Below are 18489 nucleotides of genomic sequence, written 5' to 3'. Positions count from 1 at the left end.
TTCGGCGCGGCGATGCCCTGGTCCGCGAAGGCGACGCCGTCGGTGGTCGTGGCCAACCGCCACGCCGTGCCGACCTCGTTCGGGTAGTCGGCGTTGTAGAGGTAGTAGTAGTGGAACTTGCCGTTGAGGTAGACCGGCCGCTGAGGATCGTTCTTCCAGTGGTCGGGCACGGTGAAGTGGTACTGCGCGCGATAAGTGACCGCAGCCGGCGCCGGTGTGGAACCCACGGCCGCGCTCGCGAGTACGAGCACGGCGGCGAAGGCGATGCGCAGCAGGCGAAGTCCGCTCGTCGTTGAGCTCATCCGTCCTCCAGAAACTCTTAGGTACCAAGAACACTGAGACGTTTGCCGTCCCACGCCACCGGCATGGGATCGCTGATGGCGCCGACGAAGCCGTGCTCGCCGCGGTTGTGGAACGCGACCAGCACCCACTGGTCGTCGGACCGGCGGCGGATCAGGCGACCGCTGTAGAAGCTGTCGTCGGTGACGGGTTCGGCAGCCTCGATGCCGAACGGCCCTAGCAGGCCGCCGGCCGGAGCCGCCCAGATCCCACCGGTCGTGCCGGTCGCCCGGCGGTCGGCCGACGCGTGCTCGGCCAGGCAGGAGAACAACAACACCGGCTTGCCGTCCACGACCTCGACCTGGGTGACCTCCAGCTGCCCGAACCCCCGCGGTTCGGGCACGGTCAGCGGCGGGCGCGGCTCCCAGTGCCTCAGGTCGGCGGAGACGGCGTGGCCGACCACACCGCGTTCGAACGGTTCACCGGCGGTGGCGCGAGCGGTGATGAGCATGTGCCAGCCGTCGCCGTCCGGGTCGGCGAACACCCACGGGTCGCGGAACGCCTCGTCGTGCCATCCGGCGTCCAGCCTCTCGTACCAGCGGGGGTCGGCGGTCAGCACCGGGTTCTCCGGACTTCGTTGCCAGGTAACGAGATCCTGAGATGTGGCGATGCCGATCCGTTGGATGTTCTTGCCTTCCGGGGCGGACGTGGAGCCGGTGTAGAACAGGAACCAGGTTCCGTCCGGATGCCGCACCACCGAACCGGTCCACGTCGCCAAGTCGTCGAACGCCGGGGCGTCCGCGCGGACCAGCGTGTCCTCGATCCGGGTCCAGTTCGTCAGGTCGGCCGAGACCGCGTGGCCGATCGAGGCGCGGTAGTGGCGGGCGTCGGGATCACGCAAAGCCTTTGAGGCGTACAGGAAGAAGAGGTGGTAGTGCTCGCCGTCGTCGGCGAACCAGAAGTCCCAGACCCAGGATTCGGGCAGCGCGAACATCCACAGCCTTTCGAGAAAGTCTTGTAAGAGAAGTCAGCCCTTCACGCCGCTCGCGGCGACGCTGCTGACGAAAGCGCGTTGGAAGGCGAGGAACACGACGAGCACCGGCAGTGTGATCATCGACGTGTAGGCCATGATCTCGCCCCAGGCGGTGGTGTCCTGGAAGAAGTACTGCATGCCGACCATGACCGGCCGCAGGTTCTCGTCCTGGACGACCATGCTCGGCCACAGGTACTGGTTCCAGGCCGGCAGGAAGGTCAGGATCGCGACCGTGGCGAACGCCGGACCCGACAGCGGCACGGCGATCTTGCGGTAGATCGTGAACCAGCCCGCGCCGTCGATGCGCGCCGCCTCGTCGATCGCGGCCGGGATGGTCGAGAAGTACTGGGCGAACAGGAAGACCGAGAACCCGTTGGCGATGAACGGGATGATCTGCACCTCGTAGGTGTCGAGCCAGCCGAAGTCGTAGACGAGCCGCCCGTTCTGGAACAGCAGCGTCGGCAGCTGCGAGACCCAGTAGACCATCGGCACCGCGATCGTCTCGAACGGCACGATCAGCGTGGCGATGACGACGCTCAGCACCACACGGCGGCCGGTCCAGCGCATCCGGGAGATCGCGAACCCCGCCATGGAGTTGATCACGAGCCCCGCACCCACGATCACCGTCGTGACGAGCAACGAGTTCAGCAGGAACCGGCCGACCGGCACTCGCTCGAACACCCCGGCGTAGTTGCGGAAACTGATGTCCCCCACCGGCAGGAACGCGCGCCAGCCACCGACGTCCGACAGGATCTGGCCGTCGGGCTTGAGACTGGAGACGAACATGAACACCAACGGGAACAGGAAGAAGACGGCGAGTCCGGTCATGGCCAGGTAGATCCAACGGCGGCTCATCCGCTCAGGCCTCGTCTCTGGTCAGGTAGCGCTGAACCAGCGCGACGATGAGCACCAGCACGAAGAACACCAGCGAAAGCGCTGAGCCATAACCGATCTGCTGCTGGCGATACCCCATGCGCACGGCGTGGTAGACCAGCGTCGAGGTGGAGTCCACCGGGCCGCCCTGGGTCATCACGTCGATCTGCACGAACAGCCCGAGCGCCGCGATCGTGATTGTGATCAGCACGAACACCCTGGTCGGACGCAGGCACGGCCACGTCACGTCGCGGAACTGCCGCCAGCTTCCCGCACCGTCGATCCGCGCGGCCTCGTAGAGCTCCTCGGGGATGGTCTGCAGGCCGGACAGCCAGATCAGCATGTGGAAGCCGACCGCCTGCCAGACGGACAGCACGATGATCGCGGTGAGCGCGGTGCCCGGGTCGTTCAGCCACGCCATGCCGTGCCAGGCGCCGAAGCTGATCGTGTCGATGAAGGAGTTGATCAGCCCGTCCGGCTGGTACAGGAACTTCCACAGGATCGAGACCACGACGATCGAGGTCACGACCGGGATGAAGAAGATGACCCTGAACGCCACCGCGCCGCGGATCTTCTGGTTCACCAGGATCGCGAGCACCAGCCCGAACCCGGCCTGCACCGGAACCACGACGGCGGCGAAGGCGAAGGTGTTCAGCAGCGAGCGGAAGAACGTCGGATCGGCCGTGAAAGCCCGGACGAAGTTGTCGAAACCGGTGAAGCTTGTCGGTTCCGGCGAGATCAGCCTGGCGTTGGTGAACGACAGGACGAACCCGAGGATCACCGGGACGATCAGGAACGCCAGCAGCAACAGCACCGCCGGGGCCGTCATCGCCCAGCCGGCGCGGCGTTCGGAGCGCAGATCGGCGCGGATCATGGGAGGCACCTTCCCTCTCGGCCCCCCTAGAAGCCGTAACCGTTCTGCGACGAGATGTCGGTGTCGATCGCCTTCACAGCAGTGTCCAAAGTGGATTTCACCTCGGCGCCGCTCATGATGTCCTTCGCCGCCTTCTCGAAGGTCGAGGAGATCACCGGGTAACCGGGAGTGGCCGGCCGGGCCAGCGCGAACTTCTGCGACAGCACCGCGAACTGGCGCAGCGCGGCGGCGTCGCCGAAGTACTTCGACGCCTTCGCGGCGGCCGCAGTGGCCGGGATGACCACCTGGCTGTCGGCGAACGCGGTGAGGTACTTGTCCTGGAAGCTGAACTTCAGGTACGCGCGGGCGCCGTCGGCGTTCTTGCAACCGGCCGAGATGCCCCACTGCCAGGAACCGCCGCCGATCTTCGGGCCCTTGCCGAAGTCCACCGGTGGCAGGATCAACAGGTCGTCGCCGACGCTCTGCAGCGCGTCCTTGGCGTTCCAGACACCGGTGTAGCTCAGGGCGACCTTGTCGTCGATGAAGCGCTGGTTGCCGACAGGGCCCGCGTTGTCCGCCCAGCCGTTGCGGAACGCCTGCTGGAACCAGGTGAAGAACTTCACCGCGTCCGGGCCGTTCAGCGCGCCGTCCGCGGACTTCATGGTGCCGCGGTCGATCAGGTCGCCGCCCGTGCTCTGCAGCATCGGCGAGTACGCGTACGACCACCACTCGCCCTTGTCGGCGGCACCCAGGTCAAGAGGTGTCCGGTAGCTCGACTTCAGCGTGGCGACAGCCGCGTCGAACTCGTCGAGCGTCCACGGCTCGTCCACGGTCGGGATCCTGATGTTGTTCTTGGCCAGCACCGACTTCCTGGCGAGGATCGACAGTGCGGCGTCCCAGTAGCCCGCCGAGTACACGGTGTCCTTGTAGCGGCCGACGGTGGTGGGCAGCAGGGAACCGATCAGGTCGTCCGGAAGCCCCAGCGGCTGGAGGTACCCCGCCCAGGCCCAGTTGGGCATCACCGGGCCGTCCATGTCGAGCAGGCAGGGCAGCTTGCGCGCCGCCGCGGCGGAGGTGATCGCCTCGTTGTAGGAACCCTGCGGGAAGTTCTGCTGGACGATCTTGTACTTGCTCTGGGACGCGTTGAAGTCGGAGATGATCTGCTGGTACACCGCCAGCTCACCGGGGTTGCCCGCCGAGTGGGTCCACATGGTGATCTCGCCGGAGCCGCCGGAGGAGGAATCGCTCGCACGGCCGCAGCCGCTGAGCACGAGCGCCGCGGACAGGCCCGCCGCTGCTAACATCGAGAGGGACTTGCGCTTCACCGTGCAGTCTCTTTCCCGGAGCGCGACCGGCCGTCGCCTCCGTGCTCGATGGCAGCGCCAACTGCCATGTGGGTGTGCAGTGCAACGAAAGTGAGCTCCGCCGCCGGTCAGTCGCCAAACTGGGTCGGCGGCGGGCTCACCGAGGCCCGCCTGATGAGCGGGCACGGCATGAGATGCGGGACTTCGGGATCCGCCTGGCGCAGCCCGAGGGCCACCTCCATCGCCCATCGCCCCATTTCGTAGTGCGGCAGCGCGATCGTCGTGAGTGGAGGGTCGAGTTCGGCCGCGACCAGTTGCTGGTCGTCGTAGCCGACGATGGACAGGTCGCGGGGAACCGACAGTCCACAGTGGTGCGCGGCCGCGTAGGCGCCCATCGCCATGCGGTCGTTGAAGCAGAACATCGCGGTGGGCCGCTCTGGCAGATCCAGCAACCGCCGGGCCGCGTCCCGCCCGCCGCCCGCCACGGGCTCGGCCCGCACGTGCAAGGCGGGGTCCGGCTCGATCCCGGCCTCCGCCAGCACCTCGAGGTAGCCCTCGTACCGCAGCCGCGAGGCGACGAGCTCGAACCGTTCCTCGGCGTCCAGGAAAGCGATCCGGCGATGCCCGGCAGCCACCAGCTCCCGCACCGCGACTCTTCCACCGGCCCGCTCATCCGGCACGACCGCGGCCCGGCCTCCCCCGGCCGGAGCGCAGTCGAGCAGGACCGCGTCCTCGGGCAGCCCCGGCGGCACCTCGACCACTCGATGCCACATGCACGCGTAGATGACGGCGTCGACCTGCTGCCCGTTCAGAGCGTGCAGAGCCTGGCGCTCTGCCTCGGCATCGCGTTCGGTGTCGACTAGGACCACCAGGTGCCCCTGTTCGCGAGCGACGTCGTTGGCCCCGGCCAGCATCCGCCCGGCGAACGGCGTGCTGGCGATGGTGTCCGAGATGAGACCGACCATGCGGGTCTGCTGCGTCCGCAGACTGCGGGCCACGGAGTTCGGCTTGTAGCCGACGGCCTCCGCGGCTTCGCGCACGCGTTGCTGGGTCTGCGGCGAGATGCGCGTCGAGTTGACCCCGTTCAGGACCATCGACACCGTCGCCGTGGAGACACCGGCGCGGGCCGCCACGTCGGCCATCCGGACGCGGACCATCGCGGCACCCCTTCCCGTTGTCACCAGTTTGTTTAATCGATTAACTTGAGGTTAAGGGAGTATGCAACCCGGTCGTTCACGCGTCAAGAGTCGCAATGAGTTCTTCAAGCGATATCTGTACGCACCCCTTCAACTCGCGGATCAGCGCCGAAGCGACCGTCCAACAAATGTCCGGATCTTCGTAGGCGACGTTGGCTGCTGAAACGGCGGTCGGCCCGAACAGGCCCCGCTGGTAGATCGCGCCACGCACACCCGCGATCGGGCACTCACGAACGCGGACGGCAACAGCGCCGCGGTGAAGCGCCGGACAGCGCTTCAGCGAGATCGCGACGCACAACACGCACGCGGGTGGCTCTGTCGACGCCATGCCTTCCGGCCAGCTCGGCCAGTCGCCGCGGTAGTCGCGCAACAACCAGAGAACGCCCTCGTCCGTGCGGTCGGCCGGGCCACCGCACACCTGGCACAGCAGCTTGCGCATGGCGCGCCGCTGCCTCAGCGGGTGCACCTTCCCGAACTCGGGACGGCCGGTTCCCGCACGGACGCCGATGCGACTCCACAGCACTCCGTGGGCGTCGCGATCTCCTAGCCCCTCGTCTGCGTAGCCGATGCCGCCGAGGGGATGTTCCACCACTCTCGACGGCAGATCTTGCTCAGCGGACCAGGTGGTGATGTACGGCGCGATGATACGGCTGGGTTCGACAGGCGCCTGCGTGCTCACGGAGCCACCTCGGCTTTCTGCGCTGGCTGGGACGCCATAGCCAAGCCGGGTGGAGCTGTGTACCGGAACACCTCCATCGTCCCCAGGAGGTCCCCGATGTGTCCCCTCGACCAGCCCTGAGCTGCGAGAACGCCGTGATCACTCGATCGGGGGTCTTTGTGCCGCGCGCAAGGCAAGGGCTGGGATGGCAGCCACCTTCGCCGGGTCGATCTCCGACCAGAGGATGCCTTCCGGCCGGCGAGACGGACCGCACTCGATGACCTGCGTCGGCGTGATGATGAAGTCGACCGAGAAGTCGTGGCTCGTCTCCGGCAGCTCGTCCTCGACCACCTGAAGGTCGTGCACCGTCGTGACGATGGGTGTCGCTTCGTGGATGAGCCCGGCTTCCTGGAGCAGGGCGACCTCGATGTCCGCGTAGCCCGCACCCTTGCCGAGCCGCGCGCCCCGGCGGTCAACCGCGACCGAGCCGCACACGATCAGATCCACCTGCGGCATCTCGTCGGTGTCGACGGTCCTCGCGAAGGTGGCCGCGACCTTGGGTATGGCGGCCTCTGCCGGCGGCACAGGCAGGTTCGCCGGATCCAATTCGTAGAACGGCTTCGCCCCAGCGAGCTTCGGGACCGCGAGGTAGATCAGCTTGCCCTGCGAGAGGCCCAGCACTCGAACCGGAATCTGCGGTTTGTCGGGCACGGCCTTGACCACGCGCGCGGCCTTCCAGATGGCGAGTTCGGCCAGCTTGTTCGCAGCTGCTTCGGCACCTACGAAGTTCGGGATCGACCCGTGCACGTCCGGCGGAGCAGCCCCGTGTTCGGCCAGCAGGTCCCAGACGCGGTGACGGACTTCGTTCTTGCCATCGCCGGGACTGCCCACGAACTAGCCTCCTAGGTCGCCGCCATCACGGTCAGCAGGCGGTCGTACACCTGATCTACCACAGGTTCCGCGCGCCAAGGGCGAAGCTCTCTCGCCACATTGAAAATGACCTTGAGGCCGCCACCGCCCCAGGTTCCCTCAACCGAGTCGATCGCCAGATGCAAGCTCGCGGCCGCCTGTTCGAGGTCACGCTGCAGGATGTGGGTCAGGCTGAGGTTGGCCAGCGCGATGCTGCGGGACTTCGACCGCGACCGCGTCTGGACCGCCACCCGTTCCAGGCTGGGCTGGGCTTTGGTCGTGTCCTCCAGGCGCAGGTAGCAGGCGCCGGCCAGCCGGTCGTGCTGCGTCTGGGAGAACATCTCCGGCACCGGGTCGTCCTCGGTCTTCTGCCCGAAGTGGTCCTGCGCCAGGTCGAGTGCCCTTTCGCAGGCTCGGCGTTCGCCGAGCATCGCGTGCGCCTCGGCGGTGTGCAGCACCGCAAGGCCTTCCAGGACTTCACTGTTTCCGCGCGCAGCAACAGCAGCTTGCTCCGTCAGTCGGAGGCCGTCACGCGCGTCGTCTTCGCCGTAGAGCGCGACGTACGAAGTCCGGAGCAGCGCGATGCTCTCCAGCACCGGGTCGTTGATCTCGCGCGCGGCTTCCGCAGCACGATCGAAGTGCTTCCTCGCCTCGAGGTGATCCCGGCGCTGGGAGGCGTCCCAGGCGAACTGCCCCATGAGCGTCGCCGCCTCGGCCTCTGCCGCGAGCAGGTCCCGCTTCACGCCGTACCGGTGCGCGTGCTGCCGAAGAAACCGAACCTGTCCCAGCAGCTGCCCCGCCTCGGCGAGCAACGCGGTCGACCGCTCGCGGTCGTAGCGCTCTCCCAGCTCGACGACGTGGTTGCGAAGCCGGGCAACGGCTTCGAAGTCGGCTTGCGACGGGTTCGCGAGCGCCCATTCGACCCGATCGAGGCCATCTTGCACCTCAGGCTCGGCGTCCGCGTTGAGGAGGTCGATCAGCTTCTGGGTGGTGAGCCTGAGCGCCTTGGCGAGACGCGGTTGGTTCAGCGGCTCAGGAGTCGCCTCGTTGCGTTCCCACTTGCCGACCGTCTTCTCGGCGACTCCGACCACGAACGCCAGCGATTCCCGCGAGAATCCCTCCGCCTTGCGACGGTCAGTCAGTGCCTTCCGCGGCGGTGCCATCGCGGTCTCCCCTAACACGGATTCGCCTAACCAGCAGCGTAGCCCGAGAAACCGTCTCCACGAGCAGACCTATTGGGATCGCTCCAATATCACCCAATTGGGTCAGGGCTTTGTTACCGCTGGTAGAAGCTCTACAGGGGACGTTCAGGGGACATTTGAGGCAGCTTCGCGGGCTGGCGCGGATATCCGCAAGCAGGTTTCAGTAGGTCACCGCCGACACCACGAGCGTTCGACACGCACAGGTTCACGGGAAGTGATCGGTCATGTCTCGTCCTTTCAAGTGGCAGCCCCACGAGGGGTCGCGCCACGCGATACCTCAGGAACTCGTCGCGAACGAGGTGGGCAACACCCTTTGCGACCTCGAAGTCACCGCGTCGACCGACAAGTGGGCGGACTCTGAACGGTGCTGGCCCACCTGCAAGAAGTGCGACGCGGTGTGGCGAGAGCACGAACACCTCCTGCCATGGCCGAGGTCAGCGAAGTCGAAGGCCTCTCCCGCCGTAGAAGGCGATCAACTGGAAGGCCAAACCTTGCCGCCCGCGGACAAGGCCACGCAGTTCAGAGACCTCGTCACCACGCTGGCACTGCTCGCTGTCGAGCTGGACCAGCAGGTCGACATCAGCGCCGCCTGATGAAGACCTTCCGATGCCTCACGAGTGTTGAAAGTGGACGAACTGATGGACAAGATCGACGCCTGCACGATCGAGCACGCTGCTGTGGACGTTGTCGTGCAACGACAGCGCGAAGCGATCGGCGCTGGCAGGAACCAAGAAGTCTGTGTACGACGAGAGATCCAGCGACACGTCGACAAGGCGTTTCCCTCTGGACGCGCACTGCTCTCACGGCCTGCGGGTCTCGTGCTGCTCACCGCCAGTTTGGCGTTCGGAGGTTTCGCCGCCTTCACGTCGCAAGACTTGCCCGCTCTCGCTGTGGCCATCGTCCACACCGCGGTGACTCTTCTCCTGCTCGACATCGTCCTTCAGATGCAACGACGTGACAGCCAACTCAAGGCAGGTCTTTACGTCGCCGCAGTCGTCGAACGTGCTACCGCAACGCTTACTGAGACCGATGGCCGCCAAACTGATTGACGGGAAGGCGAGCCTGGAAGTTCGCGCGCTCAGCCGCAGGGTGCTCGGCTGGCGCAGGAAGCAGAACTGGACTCTGGAGGACCTGAAGGAGATCGTGGGTTTCTCCACGGCGAAGCTGTCTCAGCTGAGCAGTGCGGTGATTCGGTGTTCTCCCATGGACGTCGTGAAAATCGCCAGTGCGTGCGGCGTACCGGACGACGAAGTCGAACTCTGCGTTCAAGCATCACACCGTCTCGGAGATCCGCAGACGTGGGACTACGTAACTCGTGGCGCGTGGCCGCGGCTGACCTGGACCTACTGGGATGTCGCGACCGAGGCGTCCGAGCTGGTGATCGTGGCGGCAGACGCGATTCCCGAACTCGTCCGCACTGCCGCCCACCATGCCGCGATGCTGCAGGCGGGTGCGACCGCCCACGAACTCGACTTCAGGCTTCGGGAGGAGATTCTCAGCCGACTGGCCATCGGACCGCGGGACGGCGCACAACGCAGTAGCGCCGGCCCACTCCTTGTGCGGCTGATCGTGTCCGAATCCGCGCTCACCAGCAACGTGGGCGGGGCACGGGTCGTGGCAGATCAGCTCCTGCACCTGGATGAACTTCAGGAATCCTTGCCAGGACTCGCGATCGAGGTGGTGGACGGTGGTGCTGGTCCGTACTTCGGCATGGGGAAGTCGTTCACAATGATGCGGTTCGTCGAGAGGCGCTTCGACGACGTGGTGCACGTCCGAACCATTCACGGCGACAGCTGGCTGGAGTCGGAGCGTGAGCGTCAGCCCTACGAGCACGCACTCGAGTCGCTCGAAGCAGTTCTGCGACCGCGAGAAGAGACATCGGCCTGGTTGTGCCAGGCAGCAATGCAGCTCCAGGATCCTTTACACAACAAGCGATCCAAGCGGAGCGAAGGGTGCCGCAGCGCGATCAGTCACTCAGGCGCAAGGGCGTAGCGCTGAAGACGCCAGCAAGCAGGTCGTCAAGCAGTGCGGAAAGCCGGGCGGGCAGCAGCTTGTCCGTGCACTGGCGAAGTTCGGCGGCGGACCACCAGCGCCGTTCGATTAGCCCGGCCTTCTCGTTCTCCGTGGGCTTGAGGGCGACCTTCGGTGCGGTGTCTGTGATGCGGCCAAGGAAGACGTGGTCCTCGCGGTGGTGGTCGCGTCCCTTGTAGTGGAAGCGGGATTCGCGGATCCACAGCTTGCGCCCCAGGGACGGAATGATGATTCCCGTCTCCTCCGCTACCTCGCGCAGGGCGGCGTCCTCTGGCTTCTCGCCCTCGTCGAGGCCGCCGCCGGGCAGCTCCCACCAGTGATGGCCGCGGTCGTGCGGATCGCAGGCGTGAACGAGCAGCACTCGGTCATCGGCGTCGAGCAGCAGCACCCGTCCGCCGAGGCGCGGGGTGGTGGCGGTCGTGGACATCCGGCAGGTGTTCCTCGCGGTCGGCTGACTGGGCGGCAGCCTGCGCGGGTGGTGCCGGAGTTCAGAACAGAGTTGGCTCCGGCTCGGTGAGCGCGTCGACCGCCGTGGCGGGGTCAGACGTTAGCAGCGTCTGCGTCGCACTCAGCGCCAGCGTGACGGCGAGTCCCGAATGATCCGTCAGACGGGATCCGTCGAGCGCGTTTTCCCTGGTCTCGTGGATGTAGTCGCACGTCATGAGCCTCTCGGCGATCGCGTGCGAGCCGTGAGCGTGGTCGTAGCGGTAGCCGAGGTCCGCGCGGCGTGCCCAGCTGTGTTCGATCCGGTTGGGATGCAGGTGGCGGAACAGGTCGGTGAGACCGTGTCGTTCGGTCAGGCCGGTGTAGAAGGCGTACTCGAACTGGGCGAACTGGCCACGGTGAGGTGGCTGGTGGTGGGGTTCGAGGACGTTGAGGTCGCCGAGCAGGAGCAGCGGAGCGTTCGAGCTGGTGTATTCGAGCGCTTTGTGGAACTGCTCGATCCAGGTCTTCTTGCGCTCGGTCTTCTCCAGCGTGGAATCGCGGGACGGCACGTACGCGCCCGCGACGCGCAACGGTCCCTCATCGGTCTCGACGACGACGCCGACCGCGCGTGCGGGCAGGAAGTCCAGGGCGGAGCCGAGCGGGTCCAGTGTCGTGGCGACCTTGCTGACGATCATCACGCCGAGCTCACCAGGCGAGTGTGTGGGAAAGGTGACCGAGTATCCGGCGGCCGCGAAGGTCTTGGCCAGGAAAGCGCTGCCCGCGGTGGCTTTGGTCTCGGTAAGGACCAGAACTTCTTCAGGGCGGGCGGCGAGCCATCGCAGCTGGCGTTGCGCGCGGTCGATCGACGGGGCGCCAACGTTGACGGTGAGCAGACTCAGCGGCATACCGCGATCTTCTCCTCGATTACTCGGTGGATCAGTGACACGATCCTGGCAGCGATCGTGGCCGCGTCGTCGGTGGTGCAGTCCAGCGTCTCGACCAGCCATCCCTTGGCCTGCAGGTCCACGACGGCATGGACGTAGAGCCCGGACTCCATGTCGCTGTTGTCCTCGGCGCGCTCGAAGCGGCTGTGCCCACCGCGTGTCCGCAGCCGGTGGTCGATCACGGCGGGATCGCCGTTGAGGATGACAGAGAGGTCCGGCCGGTAGACACCGTGGTTGAGCTGCCACACCGTTTCCGCGGACAAGCCGTCAAGCCCCTGCAGGACAAGTGAGGAGGCGACGTAGCGATCGCAGATCACGATCTGTCCGTCGCGCAACGCGGGTTTGATCTCGGCATCGAGCTGGTGGTGCCGGTCGGCTGCGCACAGGCACGCCAGCGCCATTCCTCGAAAAGTGTCGGTGCCGTGCCGGGCCAGCTCGCCCAGCGGCGCGCGGGACGGCTGGACTGTGGCATGTACCGGCACACCCGCTGCGGTCAACGTCTCGGCGACCAGCTTCGCCGCGGTGGACTTGCCGACGCCACCAGGGCCGTCCAGGGTGATCAGAGTTCCCGGCAAGCGTCGGGGTTCGTCGAAGAGCGACGTCATACCGGCATCAGCGGCAACAGCCGACGTTCTCCCGCACCCTGATCAGCGGTCGTGACCGGGCACTGCTCGGCGTCGACGTCGCCGATCCGACCGCCTGCGGCGACCACGGCGGCCGGGCAGCCTTTTCCGCAGCCTGCGTTCATCGAGCACGACCCGCAGGTGCTGTTGATGCCGACGTGGTAACGGTCGTGGAACCGGTAGTTATCCAAGCGTTGGGCGATGTCCGTGTCTGTGAAGATGTTCCCGACGATGAACTCGGTGTCCGTGTGCTGGGACGCCGGGGTTCTCGCGGCGAACACCAGGTACGGACACACGGTGACGTCGCCCGGCGTGAACACGTAGATGATCGTTCCCGCCTCACAGCCCGACAACGGCTTGCCCGCGGCGTTGGGAAAGCGGATGTAGGCGATGTCGAGGTCCGGACCGTTGAACGGCTCGGTCAAGGCGTGGATCTCCTGCATGTGCAGGGTGGTCTTCGCGAGCCGTCCCTGCGACTTGACACCACGGCCCATGCTGCCCAGCGGGTTGAGCAGCACATAGCTTGCTCCATGGGCGCGGGCGAACGCGCACAGCTCGACGTACTCCTCGTTCTGCGCCAACGAGTTCGGTGTGCACAGCAAGCCCTGCAGGATTCTGGCGGCGCCGAGCTTCCGCACCGTTGCGACAGTGACGTCGAAGCTGTCTTGGTTGCCTCGGAACTTGCCGTGCGAGTCCGCGGCGAACCCATCGAGCGACACGTTGCAGTGCACTCCGAGACCAGCGAGTTCAGCGATCTGCTGGTCGCTCAACATCGTGGCGTTCGTGCACACCCCTACGTCCATTCCGGCGGCGCGGAACTCACGCACGATGGCCATGAAATCGGGATGGATCGTGGGTTCCCCACCGGTGAGGGTGACCCTCCGCACCCTCGCCGCGCTGAGTTGCGGGATCACTTTGCCGACGATCTCAGCGAGGGGCATCTGCTTGCCCACACGGGTCGCCGATACGAAGCAATGGGCGCAGCGGAGGTTGCAGTCCTCGTTGATCTGCACAAGAGCCTTGCGATGCGGACTGTCCACTGTGGTCCGAAAGTAGCAGGACGTGGCGAACGCCTCGTCGGCGATGCTGCGTGCACTGGTCATCGTGAACCTCCCCCGTCCGCGACAGTCGGTTCGCCGATGTCGCCGATGATCGAGTGCCGGATCGAGAGCACCCCGACTAGATGTTCGGAAGTACAGTAGCGCGACTTTAGATGTCCAAGTGGACATCTTTTGGATAGTACGAGTACAACTGCGATCAGCGACAACCCAACTGCTCGCACGGACAACAAGCACGTAAGAGTGCGCGCGGCAGCTGACCGAAGAAGGAGGCGACGGTGCCCGACATCGCGGACGAGGTCGACGCGGAGAAGCTGCTGGCCACCCTGCTGGGCTGCCCGCCGGAGATGCTCGACGTCAGCCTCGACCAGCTCCGCACCCTCGGCGTCGTGCACACCACCGGCACAGCACAACGCGCGGCCCGCGTCCTGGGCCGCGAACAGTCCAGCGTGCAGAAGCAGCTCGACAACCTCAACCGGACCGCGACCCGCCTCGTCGGCGAGGCGCTCGTCCTGAAACAGGGCCGTGGCAAGGACTTCCTCTTCACCCCGTCCGGCGAAGAGGTCGTCGCACTCGCAATCCAGACCCTGGACTCGTGGACCGACAGCCTGCACCGCAGCCGGCGACGGCTTGGTTCCACCGTCACCTTCGGCACCACCGAGTTCACCGTCGAGTTCCTGGGCGCCGTCTGGCCCTCGCTGCGTGAAGACTTCGAGCGCCGCGGCATCCAGCTCAACATCGAGCACGTCCGCACCCGCGACCTGTGGCGCAAACTCGACGCCAAGAAGGTCGACATGGTCTGCGGAAGCTTCGCCGCCCACCCCGGACGCCCACCCGAACTCGACTACGACTTCCTGGAATGGCACCGTGAACGCGTCGCCCTGCTGACCAACCTCAGCACCCGCGAACTGCCCGACACCCCGGTAACCGCGGCCAAGCTGCCCGCCCTGCCGCTGCTCGCACCGACAGCCGGCCTGCTCGCCCAGTTCCTCAGCCACTGGTACGGCCCCGACTACCGCGGCACCCTCAACATCGTCGCCGACATCGACTCCCTCAACTACGGCCTCAACCTGCTCAACGCGGAGCTGGTGCACGGCTGCATGCTCACGACCGAACGAGTTGCCGACGCCGTCCTCGAAGGACGATTGCCCGGCCGCGGACTACGCAAGATCAACCTCGCCGACGACTACGACCCCGCACTCGAAATCGTCACCGGCATCTTCGCCCGCAGCGGCGAGCGTGACCGCTACGCCACCGACCACCCCCTCAACCTGCTGTGGAAAGCGTTCGCGGCAGCGAGTCCAACAAGATCGGTTCCTGTCACCCTGCCGGGTTGAGAACGACCGCCGCACGCGTCCAACCGAACATATGTGCGAACACGATGATAGGTTCTCGCGTCATGGATCGGCAGCTTCTCGAACCGTCCCAAATGGACGGCAAGCTCACGTACAGGTTCGACACGACCGGCCGTCGGGTGGCTCTCTTGCCAGCGCGATGCAAGCTCGGCCGGCACACACTGGGTCACTCTCAGTTCAGGGCGGTCGTGCGCGACGGCGAGGCCCACATCAGCTGCCTGGCCTGCGCCACCGACACCGCTGACCACTTCTGGCGGCTGGCTGCCACGGCACCCGCGGCCGACCGGGCCGAACTATCCGAGGAGCTCTACTTCGAACTCGTTCGGCACCAGCCGCAGACAGCGCTGACCTCAGGCAACGGCCGACGTGCTTAACAGCCCGTTCACCGTCTGGGAAGGCGACAACGTCCACGGCCGCAGAGCTGTGGTCACCGGTGTCTCGGTCCGATTGGACAGCCTGTTCGCCCGCGCTCCCGGTGCCGCGAGGCACGTCATCGCTACCGGTTTGGACCTGACTGGCGCGGCGAAAGGGCAGCTCCACGGACGCTTCCCCAGTGTCGACGGTGACTGGCTCGGTGTCGTCAACTACGAGATCGGCTACGCCGACGGACGCCAGGGCAAGCTCTACCTGGTCGACCAGTTAGTGCCGTTCCACGTGCTCCGGAAGCTCTGAAACCCCCGACGATCCCCGATCGGCGCTGACGCGCGGAGTTAGGCCGATCGGGTTACCTTCGATTCCCAGTGACTGGGCAACGTCCTGGGAGCGGAGGTCGCCGTGCGCGTGGCTCACGACTCCGTTCCTGCCTGGATCGACCCGATGCTGGCCAAGTCCGATGGTGGCCGCCTGCGCGAGGGGCCGCAGTGGGCGTACGAGTACAAGCTGGACGGTTATCGCGTGGCGATGCGCATCGCCGCAGATGGCACGACGGTGCTAACCAGCCGCAACGGACTCGACCTCTCCGCCGAGTTCGCCGAGTTGACCGGTGTGCTCAACACAGCACTGCGAGGACGTGCTGCGGTGCTCGACGGTGAGGCCGTGGTCTACAACGAGGCCGGCCAGATCGACTTCAGCCTTCTGCAGCAACGCCGAGGCCGCTTCCAGAAGCACCGCACCGCCCGGCGCACCGAGCCGTTCGCCGATGTCGCGGTTCGGTTCTTGGCGTTCGACCTCCTGCAGCTCGGCCAGCAGCTCCTGTTGGACCAGCCGTATGAGCAGAGGCGACGTCGGCTCACCGAACTACCAATGCCTGATCCCTTCCGCATCACCGTCGTACTGTCGTTCACCTCCGATGAGCTCGCTGCCGACCGACTAACGCCTCAACGGCTCCTCGAGCGCGTGGCTGCGGAGGGACATGAAGGTCTCGTCGCGAAGCGACTCGACTCTCCTTATCTGCCGGGTAAACGGCCCGACTTCTGGTGCAAGCACCCGCTCGTGCAGACGCGCGAAGTCATCGTGTGCGGATGGCGGCCCGGACAGAGCGGCTTCACGGGCACCGTCGGCGGCCTCTTGCTCGGCGCGTACGACCCGAGCAGTGGCGACCTGGTCTACATCGGCGATGTCGGCACCGGTTTCACCCGGCAGGACCGCGATCAGTTGCGCGACCGCTTGCGGCCGTTGCAGCGTTCAAGCCATCCCTTCTCGGCAACGCCACCACGAGATGACGTGGCACGGGCCCAATGGGTGGAGCCGATCCTGGTCGGAGAAGTCCGATTCCGGCAGTTCAGCCGCGGCGACCACGGCCGGCTGCGACACACCGCGTGGCGAGGCTTTCGTGCTGACCGCGAGCCTTCAGAGGTAGCGGCACCGCAGCCCGGTCGCCCGAGCCCTCAAGCTGCTGCTGAACTCCCTGAGATCGGCAGCCGCGTGAAGGTCAAGGCGGGTGGCCGTACGTTGACCTTGTCCAACTTGGACAAGCCGCTGTATCCAGACGGCACTGCCAAGAGCGAGGTCATTGCCTACTACAGCCGGATAACGCCCTTCCTGATGCCGCACTTGCGTGGCAGACCTGTCACGTTCGTGCGGTTCCCCAACGGTGTGCACGGACAGAAGTTCTTCCAGAAGAACACCGACGCGAGCGCGCCGGAGTGGCTGCCCACGGTGTCGTTGCGTGGCGGTGGTTCCAGGCGCGGTGCCGATGCGGACGAAGTTGTTCGCTATGCGCTGTTGGAGGAGCTTGCCGCGCTCGTGTGGGCCGCCAATCTCGCCGCGCTGGAGCTGCACGTCCGTCAGTGGACTGTCGTAGGAGGCGCGCGGAGCCTGCCGAACCGGCTGGTCTTCGACCTCGATCCCGGACCTGGCACCACGATCGTTGAATGCGCTCGCGTTGCCGAGCGTTTGCGCGAAGTACTTGTTGCTGATGGGCTCATACCGGTGGCCACGACGTCAGGTTCGAAGGGGATGCAGATCTACGCGGGCATCGAGACGACGAGCGCGCAAGCACCTTCTGCCTACGCGAGGACAATCGCCACGGCGTTCGAGCAGGAGACGCCCCAGTTGGTGACCGCCACGATGGCGAAGGCTCGTCGAGACGGCAAGGTGTTCATCGACTGGAGCCAGAACAACATCGCCAAGACCACCATCTCGCCCTACTCATTGCGTGGTCGCGACGCGCCGACTGTGGCCACGCCGGTCGCCTGGGACGAGGTTCGCGGTTGTCGCGAGCCGGAGCAGTTGATGTTCGCCGCAGACGACGTGCTCGATCGAACGGCGGACCACGGCGATCTCTTCGCACCGGTCGAACATGACCGTGCAGCGCTTCCTCGCTGAGGGTCAGGGTCGCGTCCTATGGTTGCGGCATGGCGCGTACGTACGCGGAGAAGACGATCAAGCTGTTGTTCGGCGCGGCGCGGTGGTGTGCGTATCCCGGCTGCGAGGCAGCGCTGGTGTTCGAAGATCGCGGGGTCCTGACGGTGGTCGCGGAGATCGCGCACATCCGCTCGGAGAAACCCAGAGGGCCGCGGTACGACTCGACGTAGCCGAGCACGTTGATCAACTCTCCGGAGAACCTACTGCTCCTCTGCGGCACCCATCACAAGCCTGTCGACGAGCACTCGTCGATCTATCCGGCGAAGGAGCTGCTTCGCTGGAAAACACGACAGGTAGCTGACGGCACGCGGCGGGACGTCTCAGAACAAGACGTGGTGCGCATTGCCAAGCACTACGAGCTGCGCGAGCTGGGCCACGAGGGGTTCGAGAAGACGTGCCGGGCGCTGGTCGCGCGCATGTTCGGACCGGATCCCGAGCCGAACTGGCGGCGACGTACGACGCGCGGATACGACGCCGCCTTCGACGGACGCGCGGCTGAGTACCCGTCCGCGGAAGCACCGTGGGACGGGTTCATGATCCTTGAGGCCTCGTTCAACCACTCCCCGCTGAGCGAGCCCGGCAGGATGACCCACCTGACGCAACGAATCACCAAGCGCTTCGAGTGGTGGTTCCAGCCGAACAGGTTGCACAAGCAGCCCGAGTACATCGTCTTCGCTACGAACAACTCGCTTGCGGCAGCGCGTGACGGCGGAAGCTAGGTAACCGCCTTGCTCGACGACTACGCCCAGAAGCACGATCTCAAGGCCGCCGAGTTCTGGGACGAAGGACGTATGACCGAGCTCCTCGACGCGTACCCAGACGTCCACAACGCGGTCAGCGCAATGACGACATCTCACGTGCTGCTGGCACGGCCCCGGCAAAGTCGTTTGTCCTGAATGCAAGGCGGGCACGGCGCTCGTTGATCATGTGAGTGTCTAAG

Annotated in this window: 22 protein-coding genes and 1 pseudogene; 10 read left to right on the top strand and 13 right to left on the bottom strand. The window is 66.0% G+C overall.

What is annotated here, in order from left to right; all coding sequences use genetic code 11:
* From UK23_RS54845 to UK23_RS32225, 9 genes and pseudogenes are all read right to left on the bottom strand, one after another.
* Positions 1–302: pseudogene (locus UK23_RS54845) on the bottom strand (glycoside hydrolase family 32 protein); the annotation flags it as partial.
* Between the two features lie 17 nt (positions 303–319).
* The gene (locus UK23_RS32260; protein ID WP_045315482.1) at positions 320–1273 is read right to left on the bottom strand and encodes a family 43 glycosylhydrolase; all 954 of its coding nucleotides are present in this window, start codon (positions 1271–1273) and stop codon (positions 320–322) included.
* Between the two features lie 33 nt (positions 1274–1306).
* The gene (locus tag UK23_RS32255; RefSeq protein ID WP_045315481.1) at positions 1307–2167 is read right to left on the bottom strand and encodes a carbohydrate ABC transporter permease; all 861 of its coding nucleotides are present in this window, start codon (positions 2165–2167) and stop codon (positions 1307–1309) included.
* A 4-nt stretch (positions 2168–2171) separates the two neighbouring features.
* A complete protein-coding gene (locus UK23_RS32250) occupies positions 2172–3059 on the bottom strand; it encodes a carbohydrate ABC transporter permease (RefSeq protein WP_045315480.1) in 888 nt (295 codons plus the stop codon).
* 26 nt (positions 3060–3085) lie between these two features.
* Positions 3086–4363 (bottom strand): sugar ABC transporter substrate-binding protein, encoded by a 1278-nt coding sequence (locus tag UK23_RS32245; RefSeq protein ID WP_231114782.1) that lies wholly within the window; start codon positions 4361–4363, stop codon positions 3086–3088.
* Positions 4364–4470: 107 nt separating this feature from the next.
* A complete protein-coding gene (locus UK23_RS32240) occupies positions 4471–5499 on the bottom strand; it encodes a LacI family DNA-binding transcriptional regulator (RefSeq protein WP_045315479.1) in 1029 nt (342 codons plus the stop codon).
* 76 nt (positions 5500–5575) lie between these two features.
* The gene (locus tag UK23_RS32235; RefSeq protein ID WP_045315478.1) at positions 5576–6217 is read right to left on the bottom strand and encodes a hypothetical protein; all 642 of its coding nucleotides are present in this window, start codon (positions 6215–6217) and stop codon (positions 5576–5578) included.
* A gap of 138 nt (positions 6218–6355) precedes the next feature.
* Positions 6356–7087, bottom strand: coding sequence for a 5-formyltetrahydrofolate cyclo-ligase (locus tag UK23_RS32230; RefSeq protein WP_045315477.1), 732 nt, complete (start codon positions 7085–7087; stop codon positions 6356–6358).
* An 11-nt stretch (positions 7088–7098) separates the two neighbouring features.
* A complete protein-coding gene (locus UK23_RS32225) occupies positions 7099–8268 on the bottom strand; it encodes a helix-turn-helix transcriptional regulator (protein WP_045315476.1) in 1170 nt (389 codons plus the stop codon).
* A gap of 263 nt (positions 8269–8531) precedes the next feature.
* Here UK23_RS32225 and UK23_RS49130 point away from each other — a divergent pair, with 263 nt between their 5' ends.
* Genes UK23_RS49130 through UK23_RS32210 form a run of 3 tightly spaced genes read left to right on the top strand, consistent with a single transcriptional unit; the run spans position 8532 to position 10299 of the window.
* Positions 8532–8900: a zinc finger protein gene (locus UK23_RS49130; protein WP_052685251.1), complete on the top strand. Its 369-nt coding sequence runs from the start codon at positions 8532–8534 to the stop codon at positions 8898–8900.
* A gap of 45 nt (positions 8901–8945) precedes the next feature.
* Positions 8946–9356 carry a hypothetical protein gene (locus UK23_RS32215; RefSeq protein WP_156213532.1) on the top strand — a complete coding sequence of 137 codons (411 nt, stop codon included), beginning with the start codon at positions 8946–8948 and terminating at the stop codon, positions 9354–9356.
* Positions 9262–10299, top strand: coding sequence for a Scr1 family TA system antitoxin-like transcriptional regulator (locus UK23_RS32210; protein ID WP_196777973.1), 1038 nt, complete (start codon positions 9262–9264; stop codon positions 10297–10299). Before UK23_RS32215 ends, UK23_RS32210 begins: the two co-directional genes overlap by 95 nt.
* Here UK23_RS32210 and UK23_RS32205 read toward each other — a convergent pair.
* From UK23_RS32205 to UK23_RS50710, 4 genes are all read right to left on the bottom strand, one after another.
* The gene (locus UK23_RS32205) at positions 10274–10765 is read right to left on the bottom strand and encodes an NUDIX hydrolase (RefSeq protein WP_045315473.1); all 492 of its coding nucleotides are present in this window, start codon (positions 10763–10765) and stop codon (positions 10274–10276) included. The two genes, UK23_RS32210 and UK23_RS32205, sit on opposite strands and share 26 nt — an antisense overlap.
* 61 nt (positions 10766–10826) lie before the next feature.
* Positions 10827–11669: an endonuclease/exonuclease/phosphatase family protein gene (locus UK23_RS32200; RefSeq protein ID WP_045315472.1), complete on the bottom strand. Its 843-nt coding sequence runs from the start codon at positions 11667–11669 to the stop codon at positions 10827–10829.
* Positions 11660–12313: a dTMP kinase gene (gene tmk, locus UK23_RS32195; RefSeq protein WP_045315471.1), complete on the bottom strand. Its 654-nt coding sequence runs from the start codon at positions 12311–12313 to the stop codon at positions 11660–11662. Before tmk ends, UK23_RS32200 begins: the two co-directional genes overlap by 10 nt.
* On the bottom strand, positions 12310–13434 hold the full coding sequence (locus tag UK23_RS50710) for a radical SAM protein (protein ID WP_045315470.1): 1125 nt from the start codon (positions 13432–13434) through the stop codon (positions 12310–12312). Before UK23_RS50710 ends, tmk begins: the two co-directional genes overlap by 4 nt.
* 233 nt (positions 13435–13667) lie before the next feature.
* Here UK23_RS50710 and UK23_RS32185 point away from each other — a divergent pair, with 233 nt between their 5' ends.
* The 7 genes from UK23_RS32185 (at position 13668) to UK23_RS52050 (ending at position 18445) form a co-directional block, all read left to right on the top strand.
* Positions 13668–14726 (top strand): LysR family transcriptional regulator, encoded by a 1059-nt coding sequence (locus tag UK23_RS32185; RefSeq protein ID WP_063778135.1) that lies wholly within the window; start codon positions 13668–13670, stop codon positions 14724–14726.
* A gap of 62 nt (positions 14727–14788) precedes the next feature.
* On the top strand, positions 14789–15118 hold the full coding sequence (locus UK23_RS32180) for a hypothetical protein (protein WP_045315469.1): 330 nt from the start codon (positions 14789–14791) through the stop codon (positions 15116–15118).
* The gene (locus UK23_RS32175; protein WP_045315468.1) at positions 15111–15416 is read left to right on the top strand and encodes a hypothetical protein; all 306 of its coding nucleotides are present in this window, start codon (positions 15111–15113) and stop codon (positions 15414–15416) included. The genes UK23_RS32180 and UK23_RS32175 overlap by 8 nt, the downstream gene beginning before the upstream one ends.
* Before the next feature lie 144 nt (positions 15417–15560).
* The gene (gene ligD, locus UK23_RS50705) at positions 15561–17510 is read left to right on the top strand and encodes a DNA ligase D (RefSeq protein ID WP_082115140.1); all 1950 of its coding nucleotides are present in this window, start codon (positions 15561–15563) and stop codon (positions 17508–17510) included.
* 29 nt (positions 17511–17539) lie between these two features.
* Positions 17540–17719 (top strand): hypothetical protein, encoded by a 180-nt coding sequence (locus UK23_RS32165; protein ID WP_045315467.1) that lies wholly within the window; start codon positions 17540–17542, stop codon positions 17717–17719.
* 162 nt (positions 17720–17881) lie between these two features.
* Entirely contained in the window at positions 17882–18268 is a 387-nt protein-coding gene (locus tag UK23_RS32160) for a hypothetical protein (RefSeq protein ID WP_156213530.1), read from the top strand.
* Positions 18269–18277: 9 nt separating this feature from the next.
* Positions 18278–18445 (top strand): hypothetical protein, encoded by a 168-nt coding sequence (locus UK23_RS52050; RefSeq protein ID WP_156213529.1) that lies wholly within the window; start codon positions 18278–18280, stop codon positions 18443–18445.
* Positions 18446–18489: the final 44 nt, after the last annotated feature.

It is taken from the genome of Lentzea aerocolonigenes (assembly GCF_000955955.1).
Classification (GTDB): Bacteria; Actinomycetota; Actinomycetes; order Mycobacteriales; family Pseudonocardiaceae; genus Lentzea; species Lentzea aerocolonigenes_A.
This window is presented reverse-complemented; position numbering and strand designations above follow the sequence as displayed.

What these genes read in the sequence shown, in the direction of transcription:
- ligD (WP_082115140.1), top strand. Translation starts at nt 15,561, where the DNA reads ATGCTGGCCAAGTCCGATGGTGGCCGCCTGCGCGAGGGGCCGCAGTGG.
- UK23_RS32215 (WP_156213532.1), top strand. Translation starts at nt 8,946, where the DNA reads ATGGACAAGATCGACGCCTGCACGATCGAGCACGCTGCTGTGGACGTT.
- UK23_RS49130 (WP_052685251.1), top strand. Translation starts at nt 8,532, where the DNA reads ATGTCTCGTCCTTTCAAGTGGCAGCCCCACGAGGGGTCGCGCCACGCG.
- UK23_RS32180 (WP_045315469.1), top strand. Translation starts at nt 14,789, where the DNA reads ATGGATCGGCAGCTTCTCGAACCGTCCCAAATGGACGGCAAGCTCACG.
- UK23_RS32240 (WP_045315479.1), bottom strand. Translation starts at nt 5,499, where the DNA reads ATGGTCCGCGTCCGGATGGCCGACGTGGCGGCCCGCGCCGGTGTCTCC.
- tmk (WP_045315471.1), bottom strand. Translation starts at nt 12,313, where the DNA reads ATGACGTCGCTCTTCGACGAACCCCGACGCTTGCCGGGAACTCTGATC.
- UK23_RS32200 (WP_045315472.1), bottom strand. Translation starts at nt 11,669, where the DNA reads ATGCCGCTGAGTCTGCTCACCGTCAACGTTGGCGCCCCGTCGATCGAC.
- UK23_RS32260 (WP_045315482.1), bottom strand. Translation starts at nt 1,273, where the DNA reads ATGTTCGCGCTGCCCGAATCCTGGGTCTGGGACTTCTGGTTCGCCGAC.
- UK23_RS32165 (WP_045315467.1), top strand. Translation starts at nt 17,540, where the DNA reads ATGGCGCGTACGTACGCGGAGAAGACGATCAAGCTGTTGTTCGGCGCG.
- UK23_RS32250 (WP_045315480.1), bottom strand. Translation starts at nt 3,059, where the DNA reads ATGATCCGCGCCGATCTGCGCTCCGAACGCCGCGCCGGCTGGGCGATG.
- UK23_RS32225 (WP_045315476.1), bottom strand. Translation starts at nt 8,268, where the DNA reads ATGGCACCGCCGCGGAAGGCACTGACTGACCGTCGCAAGGCGGAGGGA.
- UK23_RS32205 (WP_045315473.1), bottom strand. Translation starts at nt 10,765, where the DNA reads ATGTCCACGACCGCCACCACCCCGCGCCTCGGCGGACGGGTGCTGCTG.
- UK23_RS32255 (WP_045315481.1), bottom strand. Translation starts at nt 2,167, where the DNA reads ATGAGCCGCCGTTGGATCTACCTGGCCATGACCGGACTCGCCGTCTTC.
- UK23_RS50710 (WP_045315470.1), bottom strand. Translation starts at nt 13,434, where the DNA reads ATGACCAGTGCACGCAGCATCGCCGACGAGGCGTTCGCCACGTCCTGC.